The 23,264-nt window shown below is 51.4% G+C and carries 19 protein-coding genes; all 19 read left to right on the plus strand.

Annotated elements, in window-relative coordinates; all coding sequences use genetic code 11:
* The first annotated feature begins 12 nt into the window (after nucleotides 1-12).
* The 19 genes from galE (at nucleotide 13) to ACT3TC_RS00330 (ending at nucleotide 23,253) form a co-directional block, all read left to right on the plus strand.
* Complete coding sequence (galE, locus tag ACT3TC_RS00240) at nucleotides 13-1,020, plus strand: UDP-glucose 4-epimerase GalE (RefSeq protein WP_444638660.1); 1,008 nt, start codon at nucleotides 13-15, stop codon at nucleotides 1,018-1,020.
* A gap of 219 nt (nucleotides 1,021-1,239) precedes the next feature.
* Nucleotides 1,240-2,505 carry an O-antigen ligase family protein gene (locus ACT3TC_RS00245; RefSeq protein ID WP_444638661.1) on the plus strand — a complete coding sequence of 422 codons (1,266 nt, stop codon included), beginning with the start codon at nucleotides 1,240-1,242 and terminating at the stop codon, nucleotides 2,503-2,505.
* Between the two features lie 262 nt (nucleotides 2,506-2,767).
* The gene (locus ACT3TC_RS00250) at nucleotides 2,768-3,178 is read left to right on the plus strand and encodes a DVU3141 family protein (RefSeq protein ID WP_444638662.1); all 411 of its coding nucleotides are present in this window, start codon (nucleotides 2,768-2,770) and stop codon (nucleotides 3,176-3,178) included.
* Nucleotides 3,178-4,911 carry a polysaccharide biosynthesis/export family protein gene (locus tag ACT3TC_RS00255; RefSeq protein WP_444638664.1) on the plus strand — a complete coding sequence of 578 codons (1,734 nt, stop codon included), beginning with the start codon at nucleotides 3,178-3,180 and terminating at the stop codon, nucleotides 4,909-4,911. Before ACT3TC_RS00250 ends, ACT3TC_RS00255 begins: the two co-directional genes overlap by 1 nt.
* 181 nt (nucleotides 4,912-5,092) lie before the next feature.
* Complete coding sequence (locus tag ACT3TC_RS00260; RefSeq protein WP_444638665.1) at nucleotides 5,093-5,902, plus strand: ABC transporter permease; 810 nt, start codon at nucleotides 5,093-5,095, stop codon at nucleotides 5,900-5,902.
* Nucleotides 5,903-5,905: 3 nt separating this feature from the next.
* Nucleotides 5,906-7,006 carry a chain-length determining protein gene (locus ACT3TC_RS00265; protein ID WP_444638666.1) on the plus strand — a complete coding sequence of 367 codons (1,101 nt, stop codon included), beginning with the start codon at nucleotides 5,906-5,908 and terminating at the stop codon, nucleotides 7,004-7,006.
* 802 nt (nucleotides 7,007-7,808) lie between these two features.
* Nucleotides 7,809-8,078 (plus strand): hypothetical protein, encoded by a 270-nt coding sequence (locus ACT3TC_RS00270; protein ID WP_444638668.1) that lies wholly within the window; start codon nucleotides 7,809-7,811, stop codon nucleotides 8,076-8,078.
* A 678-nt stretch (nucleotides 8,079-8,756) separates the two neighbouring features.
* The gene (locus ACT3TC_RS00275; RefSeq protein ID WP_444638670.1) at nucleotides 8,757-10,145 is read left to right on the plus strand and encodes an MBL fold metallo-hydrolase; all 1,389 of its coding nucleotides are present in this window, start codon (nucleotides 8,757-8,759) and stop codon (nucleotides 10,143-10,145) included.
* Between the two features lie 61 nt (nucleotides 10,146-10,206).
* On the plus strand, nucleotides 10,207-11,376 hold the full coding sequence (locus tag ACT3TC_RS00280) for a nucleotide sugar dehydrogenase (RefSeq protein WP_444638671.1): 1,170 nt from the start codon (nucleotides 10,207-10,209) through the stop codon (nucleotides 11,374-11,376).
* A 96-nt stretch (nucleotides 11,377-11,472) separates the two neighbouring features.
* A complete protein-coding gene (rfbB, locus tag ACT3TC_RS00285; protein WP_444638673.1) occupies nucleotides 11,473-12,528 on the plus strand; it encodes a dTDP-glucose 4,6-dehydratase in 1,056 nt (351 codons plus the stop codon).
* A gap of 506 nt (nucleotides 12,529-13,034) precedes the next feature.
* Nucleotides 13,035-13,928 (plus strand): dTDP-4-dehydrorhamnose reductase, encoded by an 894-nt coding sequence (gene rfbD, locus ACT3TC_RS00290; protein WP_444638675.1) that lies wholly within the window; start codon nucleotides 13,035-13,037, stop codon nucleotides 13,926-13,928.
* Nucleotides 13,929-13,975: 47 nt separating this feature from the next.
* Nucleotides 13,976-14,890, plus strand: coding sequence for a glucose-1-phosphate thymidylyltransferase RfbA (rfbA, locus tag ACT3TC_RS00295; protein ID WP_444638676.1), 915 nt, complete (start codon nucleotides 13,976-13,978; stop codon nucleotides 14,888-14,890).
* A 61-nt stretch (nucleotides 14,891-14,951) separates the two neighbouring features.
* Nucleotides 14,952-15,500 carry a dTDP-4-dehydrorhamnose 3,5-epimerase gene (gene rfbC / locus ACT3TC_RS00300; RefSeq protein ID WP_444638948.1) on the plus strand — a complete coding sequence of 183 codons (549 nt, stop codon included), beginning with the start codon at nucleotides 14,952-14,954 and terminating at the stop codon, nucleotides 15,498-15,500.
* Nucleotides 15,501-15,503: 3 nt separating this feature from the next.
* Entirely contained in the window at nucleotides 15,504-16,385 is an 882-nt protein-coding gene (locus ACT3TC_RS00305; RefSeq protein ID WP_444638677.1) for an ABC transporter ATP-binding protein, read from the plus strand.
* Nucleotides 16,386-16,412: 27 nt separating this feature from the next.
* On the plus strand, nucleotides 16,413-17,468 hold the full coding sequence (locus tag ACT3TC_RS00310; RefSeq protein ID WP_444638678.1) for a sugar-transfer associated ATP-grasp domain-containing protein: 1,056 nt from the start codon (nucleotides 16,413-16,415) through the stop codon (nucleotides 17,466-17,468).
* A 2-nt stretch (nucleotides 17,469-17,470) separates the two neighbouring features.
* Nucleotides 17,471-18,694 (plus strand): hypothetical protein, encoded by a 1,224-nt coding sequence (locus ACT3TC_RS00315; protein ID WP_444638679.1) that lies wholly within the window; start codon nucleotides 17,471-17,473, stop codon nucleotides 18,692-18,694.
* Nucleotides 18,691-19,884 carry a sugar-transfer associated ATP-grasp domain-containing protein gene (locus ACT3TC_RS00320; RefSeq protein WP_444638680.1) on the plus strand — a complete coding sequence of 398 codons (1,194 nt, stop codon included), beginning with the start codon at nucleotides 18,691-18,693 and terminating at the stop codon, nucleotides 19,882-19,884. Before ACT3TC_RS00315 ends, ACT3TC_RS00320 begins: the two co-directional genes overlap by 4 nt.
* Before the next feature lie 292 nt (nucleotides 19,885-20,176).
* Nucleotides 20,177-21,337: an enolase C-terminal domain-like protein gene (locus tag ACT3TC_RS00325; RefSeq protein ID WP_444638681.1), complete on the plus strand. Its 1,161-nt coding sequence runs from the start codon at nucleotides 20,177-20,179 to the stop codon at nucleotides 21,335-21,337.
* Between the two features lie 11 nt (nucleotides 21,338-21,348).
* Nucleotides 21,349-23,253: an acylphosphatase gene (locus ACT3TC_RS00330; RefSeq protein WP_444638682.1), complete on the plus strand. Its 1,905-nt coding sequence runs from the start codon at nucleotides 21,349-21,351 to the stop codon at nucleotides 23,251-23,253.
* Nucleotides 23,254-23,264: the final 11 nt, after the last annotated feature.

The raw sequence follows: 23,264 nt of genomic DNA on the forward strand, positions 1-23,264 counted from the left end.
TGAGATGTTGTCATGATTTTATTAACAGGCGGCGCAGGTTATATCGGTTCTCATATTGCAGTAGAGCTGCTGGAGATGGGGGTAGAGGTAGCGATTGTCGATAACCTCTGTAATAGCAATCGCAGTGTTATTGAGCGTATAGAAAGCATTGCGCAGCGCCCGGTTGTATTTTACGAAGGCGATATCCGAGACGCTGCTTTACTAGCTTCAATCTTTGAGATGTGCCCAATTGAGGCGGTGATCCATTGCGCAGGGTTAAAAGCGGTGGGCGAGAGTGTCACCATGCCGCTGGCGTATTATGACACCAATGTTTACGGCTCTATATGTCTGTGCCAGGCAATGCAAAAAGCCAATGTAAAAAAGCTGATCTTTAGCTCATCGGCGACTGTCTATGGTCCTGATGCCGAGGTGCCTTATTTGGAAAGTATGCCGAGGGGCGTGGCTACTAGCCCGTATGGTGTCTCCAAAGGAATGGTAGAAAAAGTGCTGGAAGACCTTGGTGCGAGTGACCCTGATTGGTCGATTGTCGTGCTACGTTATTTCAACCCCATTGGTGCGCATCCGACAGGGTTAATTGGTGAATCTCCCCAAGGCACGCCCAATAATCTGATGCCCTTTATCAGCCAGGTAGCGGCTGGAGTACTTTCAAAGGTAATGATTTTTGGTAATGATTATCCAACCTCGGATGGCACCTGTGTGCGTGATTACCTGCATGTGGTAGATCTTGCCGTCGGTCACCGTGCCTCGCTGCGGGTACTGGACAGCCCGGGTATGCATTATTACAATCTGGGCACGGGATGTGGGACCTCGGTATTAAATATGGTGCAAAGCTTTATTGAAGTCACCGGTGTCGATATCCCTTATCAGTTTGCGCCACGCCGCGAAGGGGACTTGGCGGCATTTTGGGCGAACGTATCCAAAGCCGAGCATGAGCTAGCCTGGCGCGCTGAAAAAACACTGAATGATATGTTGTCGGATACATGGCGCTGGCAGCAGTACGCCATTGTTCACGGCCATTAAGTAGAGTGATAATGAAGCCCGGCACGACGCGATCAATGCCCATGGAAATGACGTAATAAGTTGCAGATCTGTAAGCCAACGCCTGTGCAGTAGAACGGCAGGCGAGGTAAGAGGCGATAACCTCTTTCTGGTTCGGGTTTTAGCTGTGGTAGCATTCTCGCTCTTTCTGTTGCCACTTGTCGCAGCGCTTAACGAAGGATGCCTGTCTTGAAGCCTGTCATGAATACGCATGTACCCCATGCGTCACCTGCCTTTCCTCTCATCCTGAGCGATATCGCCGTTTTTCTGCTTACCAGTATTGCCCTTATAGTGCCTAGCGGTTACTCGTTAGGCGCTTTGATCCTGGTGCTTGCGGGTACTTATTTATTAGTTCGGTGGCGTCTCCCAACGCTGACACGAGAAGATTGGATGATTGTTGCGTCGCTTTGCGCCTATGCGCTAGTTGAGATAATTGAAGCGCTATGGGATGGGCAGGGCAGTAGTGGAATAGATAAACCGATACGTTTTGTGCTGGCCGTTCCCGCTCTGTGGTGGGTGTTGCGCTACCCGCCCAGGCTATCCGTTATGTGGGTGGGTATTGCCATTGGCGGGATAGGAGCGGGCAGTTGGGCCAGTTGGCAGAAGTTGGTTGAAGGTATTGAAAGAGCGCAGGGATTTACGCACGTTATCCAGTTTGGCAACCTGAGTATGCTGTTAGGGGTGCTTTGCCTGGCAGGCTTGGGGTGGGCGTATAGTCGAGATCAATACCGCGCATTTTGGGTAGCCCTACTACTGGGTGGATTCTTCGGTGGTGTGCTGGGGTCTCTCTTCTCCGGGAGCCGAGGGGGCTGGATTGGTTTTCCGTTTGTCATGCTTGTGCTCTATCGTGCCTATGGGAATTATCTGGCTACCTGGGTAAAGCTGGCCATCATTGGCTCGGTATTGCTGGCGTGTGTGGGCGTCTATTCAATACCTCAAACAGGGGTGCAAGATCGAGTAGCCTATACCATTATTGATCTTAACAATTATATAACGGGCGAGAACCGCGCTAACTCCTTGGGCGCTCGGTTTGAAATGTGGCGTGGAGCCAGTCATTTAATAGCTGAAAAACCGCTAACCGGTTGGGGTACGCAAGGCTACATCAAGGCAATGCAAGAATTGGGTGAGCAGGGCGTTATTGACGAGCGAGTCACGCAATATGGTCACGCTCATAATGAATTCATGGATGCATTTGCAAAACGAGGGTTGTTAGGTTTAATTGTTCTGCTAGGGCTCTTTCTTGTACCAATGCGCTTATTTGCCAAGCAGCTAAAAGCACAAAACCTGGCAACGAGGGCGGTTGCTACCGCCGGTGTGCTGCTACCTGTTACGTATATAGACTTTGGGTTATCTCAGGCGTTTTTAACCCACAACAGCGGGGTGATGATGTATGCATTTTTGCTGGCTGTATTGTGGGGAGTTTATACGAATCAAAAGCGAAGAACTCCTCAGGAGGCAGTATCGTAATCATTGGGTAATAGGAGAACTACTGTCAGAAAGCCGACGTTAAGCGTCGGTTTTTTTTGATTTTATTCGCTAGGTTATAACGCTAAAAGAAATGAACAGCTATATGTACGCTGACGGTGTAGAGCCAGGCCGCCTAATCCCTTACAATGTTCTTGGTAAATTTCGAAGTAAATGTAAATCAACTACATCCGCACAGCGTTGGGCAAGGGAATACGCCCGTTACAATCCCTGGGCGGTAGCGTGCCTTTTTTTGGAAATTACTATGCCAAATACCTCTATTTTTTTAATAGCGCGACCGGCTCGCATGCTGCTGGCCGCGCTAGGTATCGTTGCAGTCAGTGGATGCGCGACGAATTATCCTTCCGGCAGCGCTTCTCAACAGCCCCACTATGTGCTGAGCAGTGATGCTGCCAAGCCTATCCTTGATGAAAATATTAATGGCTTTTTAAGTCAGGCACCGGCAGGCGGTATCGTGAGTGCTGCCACAAGCCCGTGGGGTGACAATATTGAGATCGTAGCCGACGAACCCTATATGGCTGCCAGTGGTCGCGAATGTCGACGCTTGCAAATTATTGCCATGGGCGGTGAGGCACGACGTGCCTTGGTGTGTAAAGTTTCAGAAAATTGGGTAAATCAGCGAGTCATAACGCAAACAGCAGAAGGGCGCCTTTAATGAATCTGTTTGTCGCACGTAAGCGCACATACTTATCGAAAGCGCTGACCATCGTTTCGCTAGCTTGTTTCGCCGCGTTTAGTGCACCTGTCTATGCGCAAATTCTTAGCCTGCCTGATGAGCTCTCAGGCCAGCAAAGTGGTCAGTCGCAGTCATCATCGGGCCAAGGGCAAGTGGAGGACATGCCACGAGCCGATTGGCGCAGTGGTACCTACGGGCCAATTGCCACACCGCCCCGCGACCCGGATGCACTGCCCCCCTTTGGATATAACCTCTTCACAGGTGGCTTTCGCGGCGCCATGGGCGATGGACTGAATGCCGATTACCGAATCAAGCCGGGCGACCAGGTAACCGTGCGTGCCTGGGGTGCTTTTGAGCTAGACCGCGTGCTCCCGGTTGATGCGCAAGGCAATATTTTTATTCCTGGTTCTGGCCCCCTAAATGTAGAAGGCCAAAGTAGCCAGCAGGTTGACAACAGCGTTCGCCAAGCGATTACCTCCGTCTATCCAGATAATGTAGAGGTGTACACCAACCTGCAAGGCGTCCAGCCCGTCGCCGTTTATGTCACAGGTTATGTGCAAAACCCCGGGCGCTATGCCGGTACGCCCGATGACTCGCTGCTCTACTTTCTTGACCAGGCAGGCGGGATCGAACAAAACCTGGGCAGCTATCGCCAAGTGCGCGTAATGCGCAACGATCGCCTGGTTGCAACGGTGGACCTCTACGACTTTTTGCTTAACGGCACCATTGCACGCCCGCAATTCCAGGATGGCGACACCATCGTTGTGGAAGAGCGCGGCCCGGCGATTGCGGTTACTGGAGACGTGCACAGCGAGATGCGCTACGAGCTAACCAGTAACACGCTTAGCGGCGCCGAGCTTTTAAACCTGGCGCGGTTGAAAAGCGGTGTCTCCAACGTGCTACTGCGTGGTCATCGTACCGATGGTCCTATCGCTCACTATTTCCCTATCGCCCTGTTTGCTGGCCAAACTATTCGCAGTGGCGATGAAGTCACTTTCACCGCCGACCAGCGCAGTGAAACCATCGTGGTCGAAATAGAAGGCAGCTACTTCGGGCCTTCACTTTACGCCTTGCCGCGCAATGCTCGCCTAAGTGAACTGCTTGATGCCATTGCCGTACCTCCCAATTTAACCGCTGTCGAGAGTGTCTCCCTGCATCGTGAAAGCGTCCGCGAGCAGCAAGAGCAGGCGCTTGAAGATAGCTTGCGTCGCCTGGAAACCACGTACTTAGGCGCGACATCACGCACCGACGAAGAAGCGCAAATTCGCCTTCGCGAAGCCGAGCTTATCGAGCGCTTTATCGAGCGCGCACGGGATCTTGAGCCCAGTGGCCGTTTGGTGGTCGCGCAAGACGGCAAAATTTCAGATATCCGCCTCCAGGATGGCGATGTGATTACCATTCCTGAAATCAGCGACTCTGTCCTGATCAGCGGTGAAATCGTGGTGCCCCAAGCCGTGGTGTACCGCCCCGGTATGAGCGTGATCGACTATGTGAATGGCGCCGGTGGCTTTACTGAACGGGCCAATGAAAATCAGATTCTATTGGTACGCCAAAACGGTGCCGTAGAGCATGCCAAAAACTCACCGTTGCGGCCTGGTGATGAAATCCTCGTCATGCCCAGGGCTCCGGTACACAACTTGCAGCTTGCCTCTACGCTTACCCAGATGCTCTTCCAGATCGCCGTAACCACCCGCGTCGCGCTTGATCTCTAGAGAAGTGAGTGGTGAATAGTGAGGGGTGAGGAGTAAGTAGAAGGATTCTCGGGTGCCCTTGTAGCGCGCGGTAACGAGCGCAGCGAGGCACCCGCGAAAGGCGGCGCCCGCCGCCCGAAGCCGCACCCGCACATGCAAAAATTCATGACAAACAACACGTACCTTAAGGCAGCAACACGCCATGGCTGATACTCAAGCAACACCCCGGGGTGCCCGTACGCCTTGGCAAGTGACCCGCAGCGTGTGGTATGCCATGTTCATGCGCGAGGCAATCTCACGCACCATGGCAGATCGTATGGGCTGGTTCTGGATGATTTTTGAGCCTGTTGCGTTTGTCGGCATTATGGTTGGCGTGCGCAGCTTTATCCGTGGTGACCGGTTGGTCATCAACGCGGAGTTTATTCCGTGGCTGATTGCCGGCTTGTTGGGTTTTAGCTTGGTACGAGAAGGAATGCTGCGCGGCATGGGGGCTGTCGACGCCAATAGTGCTCTATTTGCGTATCGCCAAGTGCAGCCCGTTGATCCTGTTCTCGTACGCAATTTTTTAGAAGGTGCACTACGCAGCCTGGTATTTCTGGTATTTATCTGCGGCGGGTTAATGCTAGGGCTGGACATGTACCCTGATAACGCTATACGGGCGATGTACGCATGGCTCTCGCTTTGGTGTTTGGGGCTGGGGGCCGGGTTGGTAACGTCTGTGGCCGCTTCACTAGTACCTGAAGTTGGTAAAGTGATACGCATGTTATCACTACCATTGTTAATCGTTTCCGGGGTGATTTTGCCACTCAATAGTTTGCCGCATTGGCTGCTTGAGTACCTGATGCTAAACCCTATCCCGCATGGATTAGAAACACTTCGGCTGGGTTTTTTCGATAAATACCAAGTGGTCCACGGTACTAGCATGCTCTATTTTTGGTTGTTTACCCTCACTTTGATGTCGGTAGGTCTATTAATGCACCTACGTTTTGTTGACCGTTTAAAGGCAAAATAATCCATGCAGCGCTCTGTACGCCGTTTTTTTACCCAACACCCTCAATGGGCGACCGCGCTTGTTGCTATCCTTCTGGTTTCCTTTTATTGGTTTGTCTGGGCGCAGTCTCGCTATGTGTCCAGTGCAACGGTGGTGCTGGAAAGCCCCCAGGTAGCTGCGCCTGAAATCAGCTTTGCATCCATAATGGGAGGGGGCGGGAGCGGTAATACACACGATTTATTGTTATTGCGTGAGCACTTGCTCTCGGTAGACATGCTGCGCAACTTGAATGAAGCGCTGAATATTCGTCAGCATTACAGTGAACACGGTGATTTTTTTGCCCGACTACGTAACGCTGATGCGCCCATTGAAGAGCTGCACAAGTATTACCTGCGCCGCGTAGATGTTGAGCTGGATGAATACGCGGGCGTACTGAATATCAGCGTACAAGCATTTACGCCAGAATTTGCGTACGACATGACAGAGTTGCTTCTAAAAGCGGGCGAAGATCACATGAACCAGATGGGGCACCGCTTGGCCGAGGAGCAAGTGCTGTTTCTGGAACAGCAGATGGTAAGGCTAGAGGATCGTTTTCGCGAAACCCGTGCGGAGCTGTTGGATTTTCAAAACGAGTATGGCCTGGTATCTCCCACCGCCACCGTTGAAAGCTTGAACCAAGTGGTTGCCACGCTGGAAGGGGACTTGGCCCGCCTGCAAGCCCAACGCGATGCTATGGCCAGCTTCCAAAGCTCGCAATCTTCTGAACTACGCCAGGTAGAGCGCAATATTACGGCACTAAGAGATCAGATCAGCGAACAGAGCGAGCGCTTGGCCCAGGCCGCAGGTGGCGCACTCAACCGCGTTTCTGCCGAGTACGAAACACTGGAACTGCAAGCGCAGTTTGCTCAAGAGACTTACTCTAGTGCTTTAGCCGCGTTGGAAAACACTCGCTTGGAAGCGGCACGCCAGCTCAAGCAGGTAAGCGTACTGCAAAGCCCGCTATACCCCGAATACCCAACCGAACCCAGGCGGCTATACAACAGCACCGTATTTGCCATCATCACCATTTTCCTCGCCTTCATCCTCAGCATGATCATCATGATCGTAAAAGATCACCGAGACTGATGACGGCGAACGGCGAACGGCGAACGGCGAACGGCGAACGGCGAACGGTGAAAACCAACCCCGGCACCGCTTCGCGCTGCTCCCGCGGGTGCGCTGCGCTTACCACGCGCTACGAAATATCTACCCTGCTGGTCGTGTAGCGCGCGGTAACGCTTGCGAGGCACGAGCAAACGGCACCCGCGAAAGGCGGCGGAACGACGCCCCGGATGCGCCCCAACGCTCAACCCCGGCACCGCTCCGCGCTGCTCCCGCGGGTGCGCTGCGCTTACCACGCGCTACAAAATATTTACCTGGTGGTTGTGTAGCGCGCGGTAACGCTTGCGAGGCACGAGCAAAAGGCACCCGCGAATGGCGGCGGAACGACGCCCCGGATGCGCCTCGATGCCCAACCCCGGCACCGCTTCGCGCTGCTCCCGCGGGTGCGCTGCGCTTACCACGCGCTACGAAATATCTACCTGGTGGTTGTGTAGCGCGCGGTAACGCTTTGCGAGGAACGAGCAAAAGGCACCCGCGAATGGCGGCGGAACGACGCCCCGGATGTGCCCCAAGGCCTAACCCCGGCACCGCTTCGCGCTGCTCCCGCGGGTGCGCTTCGCTTACCACGCGCTACAAAATACCAACCCTGCTGGTTGTGTAGCGCGCGGTAACGCTTGCGAGACACGAGCAAAAGGCACCCGCGAAAGGCGGCGGAACGCCGCCCCGGATGTGCCCCAAGGCCCAACCCCGGCACCGCTTCGCGCTGCTCCCGCGGGTGCGCTGCTCTCGCGGCATAAAAATGCACGTCCTTGAGCAGTACTCTTCAATGAACGGCGGAAACGCAATTGGGTCTATACTGCTGGTAAATGCTGGTCGATCAACAAGTTTTCGCGCAGTAAAAAAGCATATCCAATTATTGGAGGAGCGCTTTGGTGATGAAATCAAAAATATCTTCGGAATACAAACCTCAGCCCTCACCGCCAACGAAGCAAGTTATCTCGTCGGCTTTAGAACCGCTGACGAGATCCGAAATCGATGCGTTAAGGCAGAAAAAGAAACAACTAAGCGGTTATTATCAAAAAATTATTCAAGCTAGGGTCGCTAGTAGATGCTAGGCACACCTTCGAGTAGCGCGCGGTAACGCTTTGCGAGAAACGAGCAAAAGGCACCCGCGAAAGGCGGCGGAACGATGCCCCGGATGTGCCCCAAGGCCTAACCCCGGCACCGCTTTGCGATGCTCCTGCGGGTGCGCTGCGCTTACCACGCGCTACGAAATATCTACCCTGCTGGTTGTGTAGCGCGCGGTAACGCTTTGCGAGGCACGAGCGAAAGGCACCCGCGAAAGGCGGCGAAACGCCGCCCCGGATGTGGCACCAATGCCTAACCCCGGCACCGCTCTGCGCTGCTTCTGCGGGTGCGCTGCGCTTACCACGCACTACGAAATATCTACCCTGCTGGTTGTGTAGCGCGCGGTAACGCTTGCGAGGCACGAGCAAAAGGCTCCCGCGAATGGCGGCGGAACGACGCCCGGATGTGCCCCCATGCCTAACTCCGGCACCGATTCGCGCTGCTCCTGCGGGTGCGCTGCGCTTACCACGCGCTACGAAATATCTACCCTGCTGGTTGTGTAGCGCGCGGTAACGCTTTGCGAGGCACGAGCAAACGGCACCCGCGAATGGCGGCGGAACGACGCCCGGATGTGCCCCCAATGTTCAATCCCGGCACCGCTACTTGGCTTCGGTGAAGCCCCTAGCAACACCAAAAAAGGAGCCTCATGCTCGATATTATTCACCACGGTGGCGCAACAGGCGTAACCGGTAGCTGCCACCAATTGATACTGAATAACGAGCATTCACTACTCATCGATTGCGGCCTCTTTCAAGGCGAAGACGCGGAAGAAGACAGCTTTGAACAGCTCCAAATCGAATTTGATATCAGCACCGTACAGGCGCTTGTTATCACTCACGTACATATTGACCACGTAGGCCGTTTACCCTACTTGCTGGCAGCTGGCTTCAAAGGCCCCATCATCTGTTCCGAGCCTTCTGCCAAGCTACTGCCCTTGGTCATTGAAGACGCGCTAAAAATTGGCTTTACCCGCAACACACAACTGATCCAACGCTTTCAGGAACAGCTGGAAAAGCAAATTGTTAGCGTGCCTTACAAAACATGGCACCGCATCGTTGAAGATGAAAATGGCACCACCCGTATCAAGCTCAAACGGGCAGGGCACATATTAGGCTCCTGCTACGTTGAAGTAGCACACCAGGCGGCCAATGGCGAAAAAGAGCGTATCGTCTTCTCTGGCGACTTGGGCGCTCCCCACGCGCCGCTGTTACCCGCGCCTACATCGCCCCACGGCTGCGACCAGCTAGTGCTGGAAAGCACCTACGGCAACCGCACCCACCCGGACCGCCGCCAGCGCCGTGCTGTTTTAAGAAAAGCGATAGAACAAGCGCTAGCCAACGGCGGCACGGTGATGGTGCCCGCCTTCAGCATAGGCCGCACCCAAGAGCTGCTCTACGAGCTGGAAGGCATTATTCATGAAGCCAAAAACAGCCAGTGGAGCACGCTCGAAATTATCGTCGATTCACCGCTGGCCGCCCGCTTTACCAAGGTATACCGCGAGCTCAAACCCTACTGGGACGATGAAGCCCAAAAGCGGCTAAAAGGGGGCCGACACCCGCTCAACTTTGCCAGCCTCTACACCGTAGAAAGCCACACCGAACACGAGCAAACGGTTGAATATTTAGCCAAAACCGGCAGGCCCGCCGTGGTAATCGCCGCCAGCGGCATGTGTGCAGGCGGGCGTATTATGAATTACCTAAAAGCCATGCTGGGTGATGCCCGCCACCAAGTACTGTTCGTAGGCTACCAGGGCGCTGGCACCCCAGGCCGCGCTATACAGCAATACGGCCAAGGCGGCTGGGTAGAAATTGACGGCGAGCGAATCGACATTAAAGCAGGCGTCACCTCCATCAGTGGTTACTCGGCCCATGCCGACCAAAAAGACCTGCTCAATTTCGTAAAACGCATGCGCCGCTGGCCCCACACCATCCGCTTGGTACATGGTGACCAAGCGGCTCGTGTTGAGTTAAAAAAAGAACTGGAAGCGCTCTATCGGCGTAAAGACAAGCATTTGAGGATCGTAAATTTCTCCTGAAATGCACAGATAGGTTAAACGATCAAAAAATTAGTAATCTCAATGTTAATACTGAGACACCATGAAAAAGATAGCGGTAGCAGGTACTGGTTACGTTGGCCTTTCAAATGCTATGCTGCTGGCCCAGCATAACAGCGTTATAGCGGTAGATATTGTTAAAGAGAAAGTAGACAAAATTAATGCTCGCCAATCACCGATTGTTGATGCGGAGATTAGCAGCTTTCTTAAACGCGATGATCTTGACGTTAGCGCAACGAGCGACTCCGAACGTGCCTATGCGGCAGCGGACATTGTGATTATTGCTACGCCAACCGACTATGACCCCACCACCCATACCTTTAATACTCAAAGTGTTGAGGCGGTGATATGCCAAGTTATCAAGGTTAACCCCAGTGCGCTAATGATTATTAAATCTACTGTGCCGGTAGGTTTTACAGTTAAAGCCAGTCAACGTTTTAATACCAAAAATTTGATTTTCTCGCCGGAGTTTCTCCGCGAGGGTAAAGCCCTTTACGATAACCTTCACCCTTCACGCATTATTGTAGGTGAGCGCTCAGAGCGAGCCGAGCACTTTGCTAACCTGCTCAAACAGGGCGCCATTGAAGAAGAAGTGCCGGTAATACTGACTAACAGTACAGAAGCTGAAGCCATCAAATTGTTTGCCAACACCTACTTGGCCATGCGTGTAGCCTACTTCAACGAGCTTGATACCTACGCTGAAACTAACGGGCTGGATACGCGGCAGATTATTGAGGGGGTAGGGTTAGACCCACGTATAGGCAGTCACTACAACAATCCTAGTTTTGGCTACGGCGGCTACTGTCTACCTAAAGACACGAAACAACTGCTTGCTAACTATCAAGATGTGCCCAGCAATATGATTCAAGCAATTGTGGATGCTAACCGTACACGCAAGGACTTTATTGCTGAGTCCATACTGAAGCGCAACCCTCACGTGGTCGGTGTGTACCGACTTATCATGAAGGCAGGCTCTGATAATTTTCGGGCCAGCGCTATGCAAGGTGTTATGAAGAGATTGAAAGCCAAAGGAATTGAAGTCATTGTGTTTGAACCCACACTACAAGAAGAATTTTTTTTCAATTCACGCGTTGTTAATGATTTGGCAGTATTTAAAGAGGAGTCGGATCTTATCCTGAGTAATCGTGTTGTTAGCGACTTGGATGATGTTATAGCGAAGGTTTATACGCGTGACCTGTTTGGTAGCGACTAACTAAGTATTAGAAGTAAGCGGGTTGTGGTTTTAAAGACTCATTTGTCAGCCTTGAACATGTAAAAGTATCAATTTTGCTTTTGGATAAATATTCAAATGAATAAAGTTTTTTTTATTACCGGCGGTGCGGGGTTTATTGGTTCAGCAGTAGTGCGTGAACTCATTCAACACACACCGCACCAGGTGATAAATATTGATAAGCTGACGTATGCAGGTAATCTGGAATCGCTCAACGGCATTGAAGGCAATGCCCGCTATACATTTGTGCAAGCGGATATTTGCGATGCTGCGGCGATGCAGCAACTCTTTGAAGCGCACCAGCCTGATATAGTGATGCATCTTGCCGCTGAAAGCCATGTAGACCGTTCCATCGACGGCCCCGCCGAATTTATTCAAACCAACGTCGTGGGCACTGCCGTACTCTTGGAAGCGGCACGCAGTTACTGGAATAGTTTGGAAGGCGAGCGTCGCAATGCCTTTCGCTTTCATCACATCAGTACCGATGAAGTGTATGGCGACCTGGACGGGACGAGAGACCTGTTTACCGAACAAACTTCTTACGCGCCCAGTTCACCTTACTCCGCCAGCAAGGCCAGCTCAGACCATCTAGTACGTGCCTGGCAACGCACGTACGGCCTGCCCACGCTGATAACCAACTGTTCTAATAACTACGGCCCCTATCACTTTCCGGAAAAACTGATTCCGTTGATGATTCTCAACGCCTTGGCAGATAAACCGCTGCCGGTATACGGGGATGGGCAGCAAATCCGCGACTGGCTTTTTGTTGAAGACCACGCTCGTGCGCTCATCAAGGTAGCAATGGAAGGGCAGGTAGGTGAAACCTACAATATCGGCGGCCACAATGAAAAAGCTAATCTTACTGTAGTCGAAACGCTTTGCGACTTGCTGCAAGAGCTGGTGCCAAAAGATGCTTCCTATCGGGAGTTAATTACCTTCGTCACTGACCGGCCAGGCCACGATGTGCGCTACGCCATTGACGCCAGCAAAATCGAACGTGAGTTAGGTTGGGTACCGCAAGAAACCTTTGAAACTGGCCTGCGCAAAACCGTTGAATGGTACCTCGCCAACGAAACCTGGTGGAAGCGCGTTCAAGATGGCAGTTACCAAGGTGAGCGCTTGGGTAAGGCATGATAAAAGTATGTTTTGTAATGCGTTGATAAAGGCATGGTAGCGATATTTTGTAGCGCGTGGTAAGCGCAGCGCACCCGCGGGAGCACCGCGCAGCGGTGCCGGGGTTGGAAATGCGGTGGCGCATCCGGGGCGGCTTGACGCCGCCATTCGCGGGTGCCTTGCCGTTCGTTCCTCACGGCGCGTTACCACGCGCTACAATGTGTGCAGCCATCTGTTAGGGGATTCTTGTAGTGCGTGGTAAGCGCAGCGCACCCGCAGGAGCACCGCGCAGCGGTGCCGGGGTTGAAATGCGGTGGCGCATCCGGGGCGGCTTGACGCCGCCATTCGCGGGTGCCTTGCCGTTCGTTCCTCACGGCGCGTTACCACGCGCTACAATGTGTGCAGCCATCTGTTAGGGGATTCTTGTAGTGCGTGGTAAGCGCAGCGCACCCGCAGGAGCACCGCGCAGCGGTGCCGAAGGCCACCACGGCAACAATCAAGGCTCCAAAAGCGAAAAAGGATTTTCCATGAACATTTTCATCACCGGCAGCAATGGCCAGGTCGGCTTTGAACTCCAGCGTCAATTTGCCCTTTTCGGCAACATCCTGGCACCCACACGCCAGGAACTCGATTTAACCAATGCCCAAGCCGTTGATGCTTTTCTTGCCGAGCACAAGCCCGCATTAATCCTAAACGCCGCCGCCTATACCGCCGTTGATAAAGCTGAAAGTGAGCCAGAGCAGGCAAAGCGCTTAAACACTGAATTACCCGCCCAACTGGCACACTATGCCGCCCAGCACGATATTCCCCTGGCGCACTACTCAAGCGATTACGTATACCCCGGCAATGGCACCGAGCCTTGGCAAGAAGATAGCCCCACTGGCCCATTAAGCGTTTACGGCCAAACTAAGCTGGAAGGGGACAACGCCATCGCTGAAAGCGGCGCCAACTACCTCATCTTCCGCACCAGCTGGGTATACGCCGCGCGCGGCCATAACTTCATGAAAACCATGTTGCGGCTTGGGCGCGATCGCGATGCGCTCAACATTGTGGATGACCAAATAGGCGCGCCCACCCCCGCACGCCTAATCGCCCAGGTAACAGCACTGGCTTTTACTCCTCACGCTTCACACGTCACCCCTCACGTAATATCCGGCGTTTACCACCTTGCGCCACGGGGTGAAACCAGCTGGCATGGCTTTGCCTGTGAAATTTTCAAGCAAGCGGGCAAGTTAAATGAAAAGCTGACCATTCAGTCAGGGCGTGTAAGTGGAATACCCACAAGCGATTACCCTACGCCCGCTCAGCGCCCGCTTAATTCGCGTTTAGCGCTCAACAAACTGGAAAATGCACTAGGCATCATCATGCCTACCTGGCAAAGCCAGCTTGCCCTAACACTGCAGGAGTATTGTGAGGAGTAAGATGTCACACCCCAAGCATTACACCTCATAAAATCAGGATTTCAGGAATGAATACCTCACCCCTCACACCTCACCCATCACAAAGAAAAGGCATTATTCTGGCGGGTGGCTCCGGTACGCGTCTGCACCCCATTACACGCGGTGTTTCAAAACAGTTGTTGCCTGTTTACGACAAACCGATGATTTATTATTCTATCTCGGTGCTGATGCTGGCAGGCATACGTGAAATTTTAATTATTTCTACACCAGAAGACCTGCCCCAATATAAAAACCTTCTTGGCAGCGGCGAAGACTTCGGCCTGCAATTTGAATACGCCGAGCAGCCATCGCCCGATGGCCTGGCGCAAGCCTTTATCATTGGCGAAGCATTCATCGGAAAAAGCCCGGTTTGTCTTGTGTTGGGCGATAACATCTTTCACGGCCAGCACTTTTCAGACCAGCTTAAACGAGCCAGTACGCAGCCTAACGGCGCCACAGTGTTTGGCTACCTGGTAAAAGACCCTGAACGCTTTGGCGTTGTAGAGTTTGACGAGGCGGGCAAGGCAATCTCGATAGAAGAAAAGCCTAAAAAGCCCAAGTCTGCCTATGCCGTTACCGGCCTTTATTTTTACGATAATGACGTAGTAGACATCGCTAAAGCGGTTGAACCCTCTGAGCGCGGCGAACTTGAAATTACCAGCATCAATAACGCGTATCTTAAGCGGGGTGACCTAAACGTCGAACGCTTGGGGCGTGGTTTTGCCTGGCTGGACACAGGCACCCACGATAGCCTGTTAGAAGCCAGCCAGTACGTACAAACCATTGAGCATCGCCAAGGCCTCAAAATCGCCTGCCTGGAAGAGATCGCCTGGCAAAATGGCTGGATTAGCGATGAGCGCTTGGTAGAACTCGCCAAACCGCTGGCTAAAACCCAATACGGCCAATACCTGCAACGTCTTTTAAAAGTGAGGAGTAAGACATGAGGAGTGAGGCGTTTTGCCCTTCACACCTCACATTTTACCCCTCACTCCTCACGGTTTAACTATGCACTACGAAAAACTCGCCATACCGGATGTCGTTCTTCTTACCCCTAACGTTTTCGGTGATGAACGCGGTTTCTTTATGGAAACCTTTCGCCAAAATGAATTTGAAGCCCATTGCGGCAACTATCAGTTTGTGCAAGATAACCATAGCCAATCGGCTCAGGGCATTTTGCGCGGCTTGCATTACCAGTTGCACCAGCCCCAGGGAAAACTCGTGCGGGTCACTCGTGGTGAAGTGTTCGATGTGGCCGTCGATATGCGCAAAAGCTCGCCCACATTCGGCCAGTGGGTAGGTGCTATGCTAAGCGAAGAGAACAAGCAAATGCTGTGGGTACCGCCGGGGTTTGCTCATGGTTTTTACGTGACTAGTGAAAAAGCAGAATTCCAGTATAAATGTACGGACTACTACGCTCCGGGGGATGAAGTATCGCTACGTTGGGACGACCCTGCGCTCGATATTCAATGGCCGCTGCTCACTAATCAACCGCCGCAGCTTTCAAGCAAGGATCAGCAGGGCCTATTATTTATTGATGCACCATATTTCAGGTAGCACATGATTGAGATACGCAACCTCTATAAGCGCTACCACAACCACCACGGTAGCGATTGGGTATTGAAAAATATCAACCTTACCATTCCCCCCAAGGTGAGCGTGGGCCTGATAGGTGCCAATGGTGCGGGCAAGTCAACGTTACTACGCTTAATTGCGGGTATGGATAAACCTGAACGAGGCGAAGTGATTCGTCATAGCAAGGTTTCTTGGCCCGTAGGGCTGTCAGGTGGTATGCAGCAAAATATGACAGCACGACAAAATGTAAAATTCGTTGCTCGGGTTCACGGTAGTTCCAGCGAAGATGTAAAGCGAGTCATTAAGCATGTAGAAAACTTCGCGGACATAGGCACCGCGTTCGACGAACCTGTTAGAACCTTTTCCTCAGGGATGCGCTCGCGTGTCTCGTTTGGCTTATCGCTCGCATTTGATTTTGATGTCTACATCTCTGATGAAGCAACCGCCGTGGGCGATAAAAACTTTAAAGCCAAAGCAAAAGCCGCCTTTCGGGAAAAAACGGGCAAGGCCAGTCTTATCATGGTCTCGCATAGCGAAGGCATACTCAGAGAGCTTTGCCAGGCAGGTATATTTATTAACAAAGGCGAAGCCACCTGGTTTGATAGCATCGACGATGCGATTGATGCTTATCACAAGGCATATGGTCTGGTTGAGTCTGAGCGGCTCAAAAAAACGCGTCAAGAGGTCACTGCATCAAGAAAAGTGTTTAGAGAAGCCAAGATTATTTATAAAGAGGCAAAAGATAGCAACAGTGTGTCACCAAAAGAGTTAGTAGAACTAAAAAGCGACATGAATGCCAAACTTCGCACATGGCGGAAACAAAAAGCTGAGCTGAAGTCGCTTCAAGAAGCCAACGACGACGAATAGATTCTTTACAGGTGGCTATTAAACACTATGTTCTCAACACATACAGACAGTATTGCGCACGCCAACGACATCGCCTCCCTACAAGCCTGGAAAGACTTTACGTTCAGGTTCTGGGAAGATAATGCGCCAACCATAAAAGAAGAGCAAAGCCGCCAGCTATTTCACAGCGGGTTCTACAGAAGCCGAGCAGGCCTGTACGATTTAACGGAAAACGACCTTAATGCCTACCTGAGTGATTACCAGTCACTTAGGCTGCAATCGATTAACCAAAAATACCAAACCGTCCTCTCCGACCGTGTGCTATGTGGCCATGTGTTGGCCAATTACTTCGACGTTGAAAAAAACATCTGCATCATTTCCAAGAATGGTGCCCAGTGGTTAGAGTCACCGTGGTGGACAACCGGAAATACAGCGCCTGGCGAGGTGCACGTGCATTCGCTCGCACCGGATAGCCATGCGCAGTACCGCAAAATAAAGCTGGCTGAGAGCAGTGACTCGCAAGTGTTTCAAAAAGCATTTATTAACCAGTTGGTTGAAGAAGCGCAAGAACACAGCGAAGCGTTGATCATTTCCACAGCGCCAGTCCAGCATAGTTGGCTAACAAAAGTAAGCCCTGAAGGCTACCATTTGCTGCATGTCTTACTGGTACGTGAGCCCGATGAAGGGTTACCTGAAATAGCCGCTGCCAGCTTAACAATAGGCCGTGCAGCAACCCTCTCCAGCACACCCGCGCGGGTAGAAGAAGGCGCGCTCAGTGCCAGTATCAATCCTCAAACGGGCTTAATAACAGCATGCCGCGGGCTTAACCAGCAGGGCACGATAGACACCTATGTGCAACATCCTGACACTGCCATAACCCTTGCCGGCGAACACCTGCCTAACTGGGAAGCGATAAGAAAAGCCCTGCTGCGTTTCTTTGATCAGTCATCATATTTGCACGTTTGCAGTCTAAGCTTTGTGATTACCGAAACAGGCGTATCTTTCTTTGGTACCAACACCGACGTTATGGCAGCACACCAAATGCATCAACCACTACTTGAACATGCCAGCATTGCTAATCACTTGAGCAAGGTGAGTGGCTAGTTATGCAAGCGCAACACGTCGTGCCAACGCACTATATGTCAACGCTATTCAAAACGCTTGAGTGGCGCCTAAAAAGGCGGTTGGGTTATCAAGAGGCTATAATACGAGCAGAGGTAGAGCAAAGTGGCTACTTCCATTCAGAATGGTATCTTGCTAATTACCCCGAGTTGCTCAATGAGCCCAGCGCCGTAAAAGACCCACTAGGTTATTACCTGGCTAGCGGGATACAGCAAGGTCACAACCCTGGGCCGGGGTTTCATACCCAGTGGTATCTGGAAGAGTACGATGATGTGCGTAACGCTTCCATGAACCCGTTACTGCACTATTTGCGTTTTGGCCGTGAAGAAGACCGCAGGCCAACGCCCTTTCTGGGCGGTGTGCAAAGCATGATGCACAAGCAAGGAAGCGCAAACCAGCATCGCGTGATTTACAAAACACGCAGAAGCGTAGACCTAAGCCATGTTGGCCGCGTCAAAAGACTAGAGCACTTTGAGGGCGTGCAAACCTGGCGCGAATTTAGCCACACTTTTCGGGGGCAGCAGGGAAGCCTTTCCCAGCAGGAAGCAGAATACCTACATAATCGTGGTTTTCTACCCAACCGAAAGCGCTTTTACAAGCTGCCAGATACGCGGGTAGATGCCTATATCAGCGACCTTCAGGTTAGTTTGCTAGCCCAAACAAACGGGTCAATGCAACCGTTGTTGGAAAACACAGAACTCCAGTGGCAGCTCTACAGCCAGCGCATACCGATGGTTGCCAATCCCGTAATGACGAAGCAAGCACAGCCCACAGGGCCGGTTCTTAAAGTTATATTAATCATGGACCCCGCAGGCGCTGGGCTGGTGCCTCTCGCAGTCGTGGCTACCAAAAAAGCGACGGCTGCCACCGTGGGTATGGCGCTTAGCATGCAGCTATCGCCCAATAGCGGCCGCACCCGAAGCGTTGTACGTTTTAACACCAGTGGGACGATCGTCGGGCCTAGAAAACCGGTACCTTGGGAAAAATACCGCTACAAAGCTGCTTGGCAACAAGCCAGTAAAGACATTATTTTTCCTATTCAAAAAGAGTCGCTTTACTCTTTTGTTCAAGTGGATATCGATATTTCAACGCCGAACCCAATGCTGATTCGACTTGCAGCTGCTCCTACGGTGGAAGATTTCCAGGTACACGGCCCGTTAATGCAAAGCCAAACAGCTATCGACTTTATGCGTGAGTTTGGAATATGAAGCGAGACACCACCTTTTGGGCCCCCAGGCACTCATCTAAAACCACCCCAGACACTCGGGAAGCGCAAGCGGTAGAACTGAGCGATACAGTGCTGCCGAAGGATCATCACAAGCGTTTAATGGAAAGTCTTAAAGAAACCGACCAGCTTACACTGTTAAAGCGCTTTACGCTGGATTTTCATGCCGACCCTGATTTGGCAAGCCTTAGTGAAGAAGACGCTCAATTCTTCTACGAGCGTGGCTTTCTACCTGAAAAGGCAAGGCTTTATGGGCTCAACCGCGACAACATCGACCGTTACTTAAGCGATGTTCAGCGTTGGCTTACCCGGCTAGTCAATGGCCCTTATAGTGTTGTTTTCAATAATAAAATACTATTTGATCAGGTGTTCGGCCAATATTGCAACGTACCACGTACCGTTGCGGTATGCCGACAGGGCAGAGTAATCCCTCATACTGACCTATGGCAGCAGGTCGAGGCAGGCCAAGCAGGCCCGCTAATGTTAGTCGCCAAACCCTTGGGCGGTGGGGGCGGCGGCAGTGTTTACTTTATTCGTATAGATAAGCGCCATGCCGTAGTAGAAACCAACGATGCAACAAACCCACGCTTTAGTGTAAAAGCCGAAGCATTAGGAGAAGTGTTTAGTCGGCAACGGGTGCCGTTTATCATTAATGAATATGTACAACAAGGCGAGTTTTCCAAACGGCTTTATCCACTTACGGTTAATACAGTGCGTGCTTTAGTTGTTCGTAACGCAACAACTGGCGAGCCTTGTTTAGTACGGGCAGTGTTAAGAGTAGGTAATAGCGAGTCTTATCCCATCGATAACTTTTCGCTAGGCGGGTTAAGCATAGATATTAATAAAGAAACAGGAGAGTTAGGCCATGCTGTAGCAGCAGCTGGGCGGTTTACCGGGCAGCGATGGACAACACACCCTGATACTGGTGAGAAAATCATGGGTGCTTATATTCCTAACTGGAATGCATATAAGAATAAATTAATAACAATATTCAATAAACTAACGTACCTAAAGTACTGTGGCTTCGACTTAATACTTCAAGATGATGATTTTGTTGTGTTAGAGGGAAACAGCTATAGTCAGGTGAGACTTTTTCAAATGCATGACCCCCTGTTTAGCAATGAGAAAGTTACTGAGCTATATGCTAAGTATGATATCATTCAACAGTGTTAAGTTTGATTAGCATTTGTTGCTTGCTTTATTAACTTGTAACTAAAACTGTACCAGAGGTGGACGTATGAAAATTTGTAATACAGAAGTGGTTCTTTTGAAAAATAAACCACTAAGCCGTTCTGAACGCGAGGCAAGCGCACAAGATACACCGGCACGCGAGCCAAGCGATTACTCGATTTTCATAAGAATAACAGGAGAGCATGATGGGGCTTCCTTAATAGGCTTAGGTGAAGCGCGACCAACAAGTGCCAGCGGTGAATCGCTGAACAGCGCCTTGCGCTATGCTCGAAAAATGGCAAGACGCCTTATCGGTAAGCAGCTAGACCTGACATCCCAAACGCCTACCGAGCAAGTGAATGACGTTGTCCAAAACGTCATCAGTGATATTTTTGGTATTAGTGGCAATGGCGCAAGTCAGCAGCGCCCAAGCCCTTCTGTTTGTTTTGCAACTGAATGCGCACTGCTGGATTTGATTGCTAAAAAGCAGGGCGTTAGCGTTGCACAGTTAACCTGCTCAGATGAGCCAGTCACTGTTGAGCGCAATGTATACAATGAGCCTCTCAAGAACCCTGAGCGGTTGTTGCGCTCTATTGCTAAAGGAAAGCAAGTGAGTGGCTGGCTTCGTCGTGGTAAGCGTATCACTGGAAAGGATGCCAGTGCTCTAGTGAACTCACTGCTATTCGCACTATCTGGCCATACTCACGATCTTAACGGTATTATCCTTAATGCTGGTCAGCGTTGGTCAACAGATGAGTGGAGCGATTTCTGCGATGAAGTTGCCCTTACTGGCTTGGCAGCTAAGCAAAATATAAACGTTATTGTAGAAGATCCTTTCCACGAAGACGCTGATGCTTTTTATCAGCAAGCATTCGCCAAAATGGAAGGCACGCCAGTAAGCATTATGCTATCTAAGCCAGTATGGGGTCGCGAGTCCATTAACCGTCTCGCTGCTTACTTACCCCATGTTGAGCTTAAAATTACTCCTCAAAAAGCAGGCGGCTACCACGAAGTGCTGGAAGCTGAAAAAGAAGCAGAGCAACACGGCTTCAGCAAAGGCATTTTCCTAGCGGGTATTAATGGCACTACCAACCATAACACTATCGCTATGGTATCGTTGGCAAGTGCAATGCGCTTTAATCGTTATTTCTCAACTTCATTCAAGAAAGAGGGAAAAACGCGGTTAGTGTATCCGTGTGTTACGCTTGAGAATAACAAGCTACAAATCCCAGAAGGGCCAGGTTTTGCAACCAACCTGTGCCGTTCGGGAGCGCGCAAGCGCTTGCAGGCATTGCACGCGTTTAACGTGGACGGCCGTACCAATAAGCGTGAGATGCGTAAGGCACTGTTAGAAAGCGTCTATGATGATCGATTTATTGACCGCGAACTGGCAGAGCAAGAGCGCTACAGTTACTCTGACAAAGCGCTTGAAACCACCCTCAACTCGACTCATTAATGGTGTTGTAAATGTCGCAAGACCCTTTTTATGTTACACGCATCGAGCTAATCGCCTATGACAAGCCATATAATGAGCCTGTTGCGCACAACGTAAAGGCAAGTGGTGCACAGCAGGTAAATTTTTACCTTAAAGTGGCTGTTGACTGTGCGGGTGAAGAGCGTGTAACTGCTATAGAGGGGGGGCTGGGACAGCGACGCGGTAAGCCAATGGCTGCCCGTTACTGGGATTACCTGGAAACAGTGGCGTCACGCCTAATGGGCAGCCAACTGACATCTGAATCTCTGCAGAGCGGCAACATGCCAGTTGCCGCTAGAAAGTGGGTAGAAGCCACCGAGAGCTTGATTGATAACGCAGGTCCGCTCGATAAACGTCAGTGGAGCAAGATACAGTCTGCTGTTACCAGTACCTACAAGCTACTTGGCAAGGTATTCAAAGCGCTGGCACAGGAAGAGGCAGTCGAAAAGGCTGCTTCAGATGCTGCGTTAGTAGAAGCACTGTTCTCACGGGCACAGAATGTTCTGTACCTGCCCGAGGCCGCGCCGCCGACGTATACCTATCAGCCCACTATCAAGGGTAAGCCTCAGACCCCTTCAGAACCGCTATCTCCCAACAGTTCTAACGACACCGTGCTTATGCTTCCGTTAGGAACGATGGATGCAAAAAGCCACTTAATGGAGCGTGAGTGTGTACGTCAGGGCTACAACGTCCTGCGCACTGGTAAAGGTGTTTTTACGGCGGATAACAACGGCCAGCGATTCTATTTCAAATTAAGTCGTTCGCCGTTGGTGAGTATTGATGCTATTTCGCTATGTACCCACAAAGAAGCGACGCGTGAATTTTTAGCGCCACTCGGCTTTCCTGTTCCTCGTGGGAGAATGTTCCCCGCCGGTGATTATGACAATGCGACGAAATTTGCCAATCTGATCGGCTACCCCGTTGTTGTAAAACCTGCGACAGGGGTTCGAGGTATTGGCGTTGTGCCGAACATTACCAGCGATACAGAATTAAAAAGTGCTTTCCATGTGCTTGAAAGCAGTAAGCTAGGCCATGACGACTTTATCGTAGAAAAACACATATTCGGTGAAGACTACCGGATTATGGTAATTGGCGGTACGGTGCGTGCTGCAACGCTAAGGGCACCCGCGAATGTAACAGGCGATGGAAAACATAATATTGCCGAATTGATACTGATCAAAAACCGCTACCGCCAAAACATTCCGCACCTGAAATCACGACCTATTGTATTTAGCGAAGCTACCCGTTATCAGTTGGATAAACAGGGGCTAACACTTCATAGCGTACCAACGGCTGGCAAGCAGATTATCCTGTCTGGTTCATGTAATCTCTCCCAAGGCGGGGACAGCGTCAATATCCTACATGAAATGCATCCAAGTATTATTAAAGTGGCCGAGGATGCTGTTAAAGCTGTGCCAGGGCTTGATTACTGTGGTATCGACTTTTTGATCGAAGACCACCGTAAACCCGTAGGCGAAACCGATATAGGTATTTGCGAACTTAATGCCCATGCTGCGATTGGAACCGCGTGTTACACCATGTTTGGTGAGCCGGTAAACGTTCCAAGAGATGCTATTGAAGAAGCGCTGGTCAAGCATAATTTACCATTGACGCCATTGCCTGAAGATAACATCGCAGTAAAAGTAAATATTCGCGGCAAAGTAACCGGTGTTGGCTACCGTAAGTGGCTGGCTCGTCACGCGCAGCGTAGTGGGCTAAAGGGACACGTGAAAAATGTAGGGCCAAGGGAGGTAGAAACGGTGTTGCAAGGATCGCTAGTAGGTATCACCGCGCTTACCACTGCGTGTATTCGTGGGCCATCCGAAGCGCTGCCAACCTCGGTTCGCACAACGCATCTCGAATCAGCTCACTTCGATGAATTCACTCTCATTCCCTGAAGGCTAACCCG

The sequence above is a fragment of the Halomonas sp. AOP27-A1-41 genome, from assembly GCF_052378605.1.
Taxonomy (GTDB): Bacteria; Pseudomonadota; Gammaproteobacteria; order Pseudomonadales; family Halomonadaceae; genus Vreelandella; species Vreelandella citrativorans.

What these genes read in the sequence shown, in the direction of transcription:
- ACT3TC_RS00330 (WP_444638682.1), top strand. Translation starts at nt 21,349, where the DNA reads ATGTCGCAAGACCCTTTTTATGTTACACGCATCGAGCTAATCGCCTAT.
- ACT3TC_RS00245 (WP_444638661.1), top strand. Translation starts at nt 1,240, where the DNA reads ATGAATACGCATGTACCCCATGCGTCACCTGCCTTTCCTCTCATCCTG.
- galE (WP_444638660.1), top strand. Translation starts at nt 13, where the DNA reads ATGATTTTATTAACAGGCGGCGCAGGTTATATCGGTTCTCATATTGCA.
- ACT3TC_RS00255 (WP_444638664.1), top strand. Translation starts at nt 3,178, where the DNA reads ATGAATCTGTTTGTCGCACGTAAGCGCACATACTTATCGAAAGCGCTG.
- ACT3TC_RS00270 (WP_444638668.1), top strand. Translation starts at nt 7,809, where the DNA reads ATGAACGGCGGAAACGCAATTGGGTCTATACTGCTGGTAAATGCTGGT.
- ACT3TC_RS00305 (WP_444638677.1), top strand. Translation starts at nt 15,504, where the DNA reads ATGATTGAGATACGCAACCTCTATAAGCGCTACCACAACCACCACGGT.
- rfbA (WP_444638676.1), top strand. Translation starts at nt 13,976, where the DNA reads ATGAATACCTCACCCCTCACACCTCACCCATCACAAAGAAAAGGCATT.
- rfbB (WP_444638673.1), top strand. Translation starts at nt 11,473, where the DNA reads ATGAATAAAGTTTTTTTTATTACCGGCGGTGCGGGGTTTATTGGTTCA.
- rfbC (WP_444638948.1), top strand. Translation starts at nt 14,952, where the DNA reads ATGCACTACGAAAAACTCGCCATACCGGATGTCGTTCTTCTTACCCCT.
- rfbD (WP_444638675.1), top strand. Translation starts at nt 13,035, where the DNA reads ATGAACATTTTCATCACCGGCAGCAATGGCCAGGTCGGCTTTGAACTC.
- ACT3TC_RS00315 (WP_444638679.1), top strand. Translation starts at nt 17,471, where the DNA reads ATGCAAGCGCAACACGTCGTGCCAACGCACTATATGTCAACGCTATTC.
- ACT3TC_RS00280 (WP_444638671.1), top strand. Translation starts at nt 10,207, where the DNA reads ATGAAAAAGATAGCGGTAGCAGGTACTGGTTACGTTGGCCTTTCAAAT.
- ACT3TC_RS00260 (WP_444638665.1), top strand. Translation starts at nt 5,093, where the DNA reads ATGGCTGATACTCAAGCAACACCCCGGGGTGCCCGTACGCCTTGGCAA.
- ACT3TC_RS00325 (WP_444638681.1), top strand. Translation starts at nt 20,177, where the DNA reads ATGGCAAGACGCCTTATCGGTAAGCAGCTAGACCTGACATCCCAAACG.
- ACT3TC_RS00275 (WP_444638670.1), top strand. Translation starts at nt 8,757, where the DNA reads ATGCTCGATATTATTCACCACGGTGGCGCAACAGGCGTAACCGGTAGC.
- ACT3TC_RS00250 (WP_444638662.1), top strand. Translation starts at nt 2,768, where the DNA reads ATGCCAAATACCTCTATTTTTTTAATAGCGCGACCGGCTCGCATGCTG.
- ACT3TC_RS00320 (WP_444638680.1), top strand. Translation starts at nt 18,691, where the DNA reads ATGAAGCGAGACACCACCTTTTGGGCCCCCAGGCACTCATCTAAAACC.
- ACT3TC_RS00310 (WP_444638678.1), top strand. Translation starts at nt 16,413, where the DNA reads ATGTTCTCAACACATACAGACAGTATTGCGCACGCCAACGACATCGCC.
- ACT3TC_RS00265 (WP_444638666.1), top strand. Translation starts at nt 5,906, where the DNA reads ATGCAGCGCTCTGTACGCCGTTTTTTTACCCAACACCCTCAATGGGCG.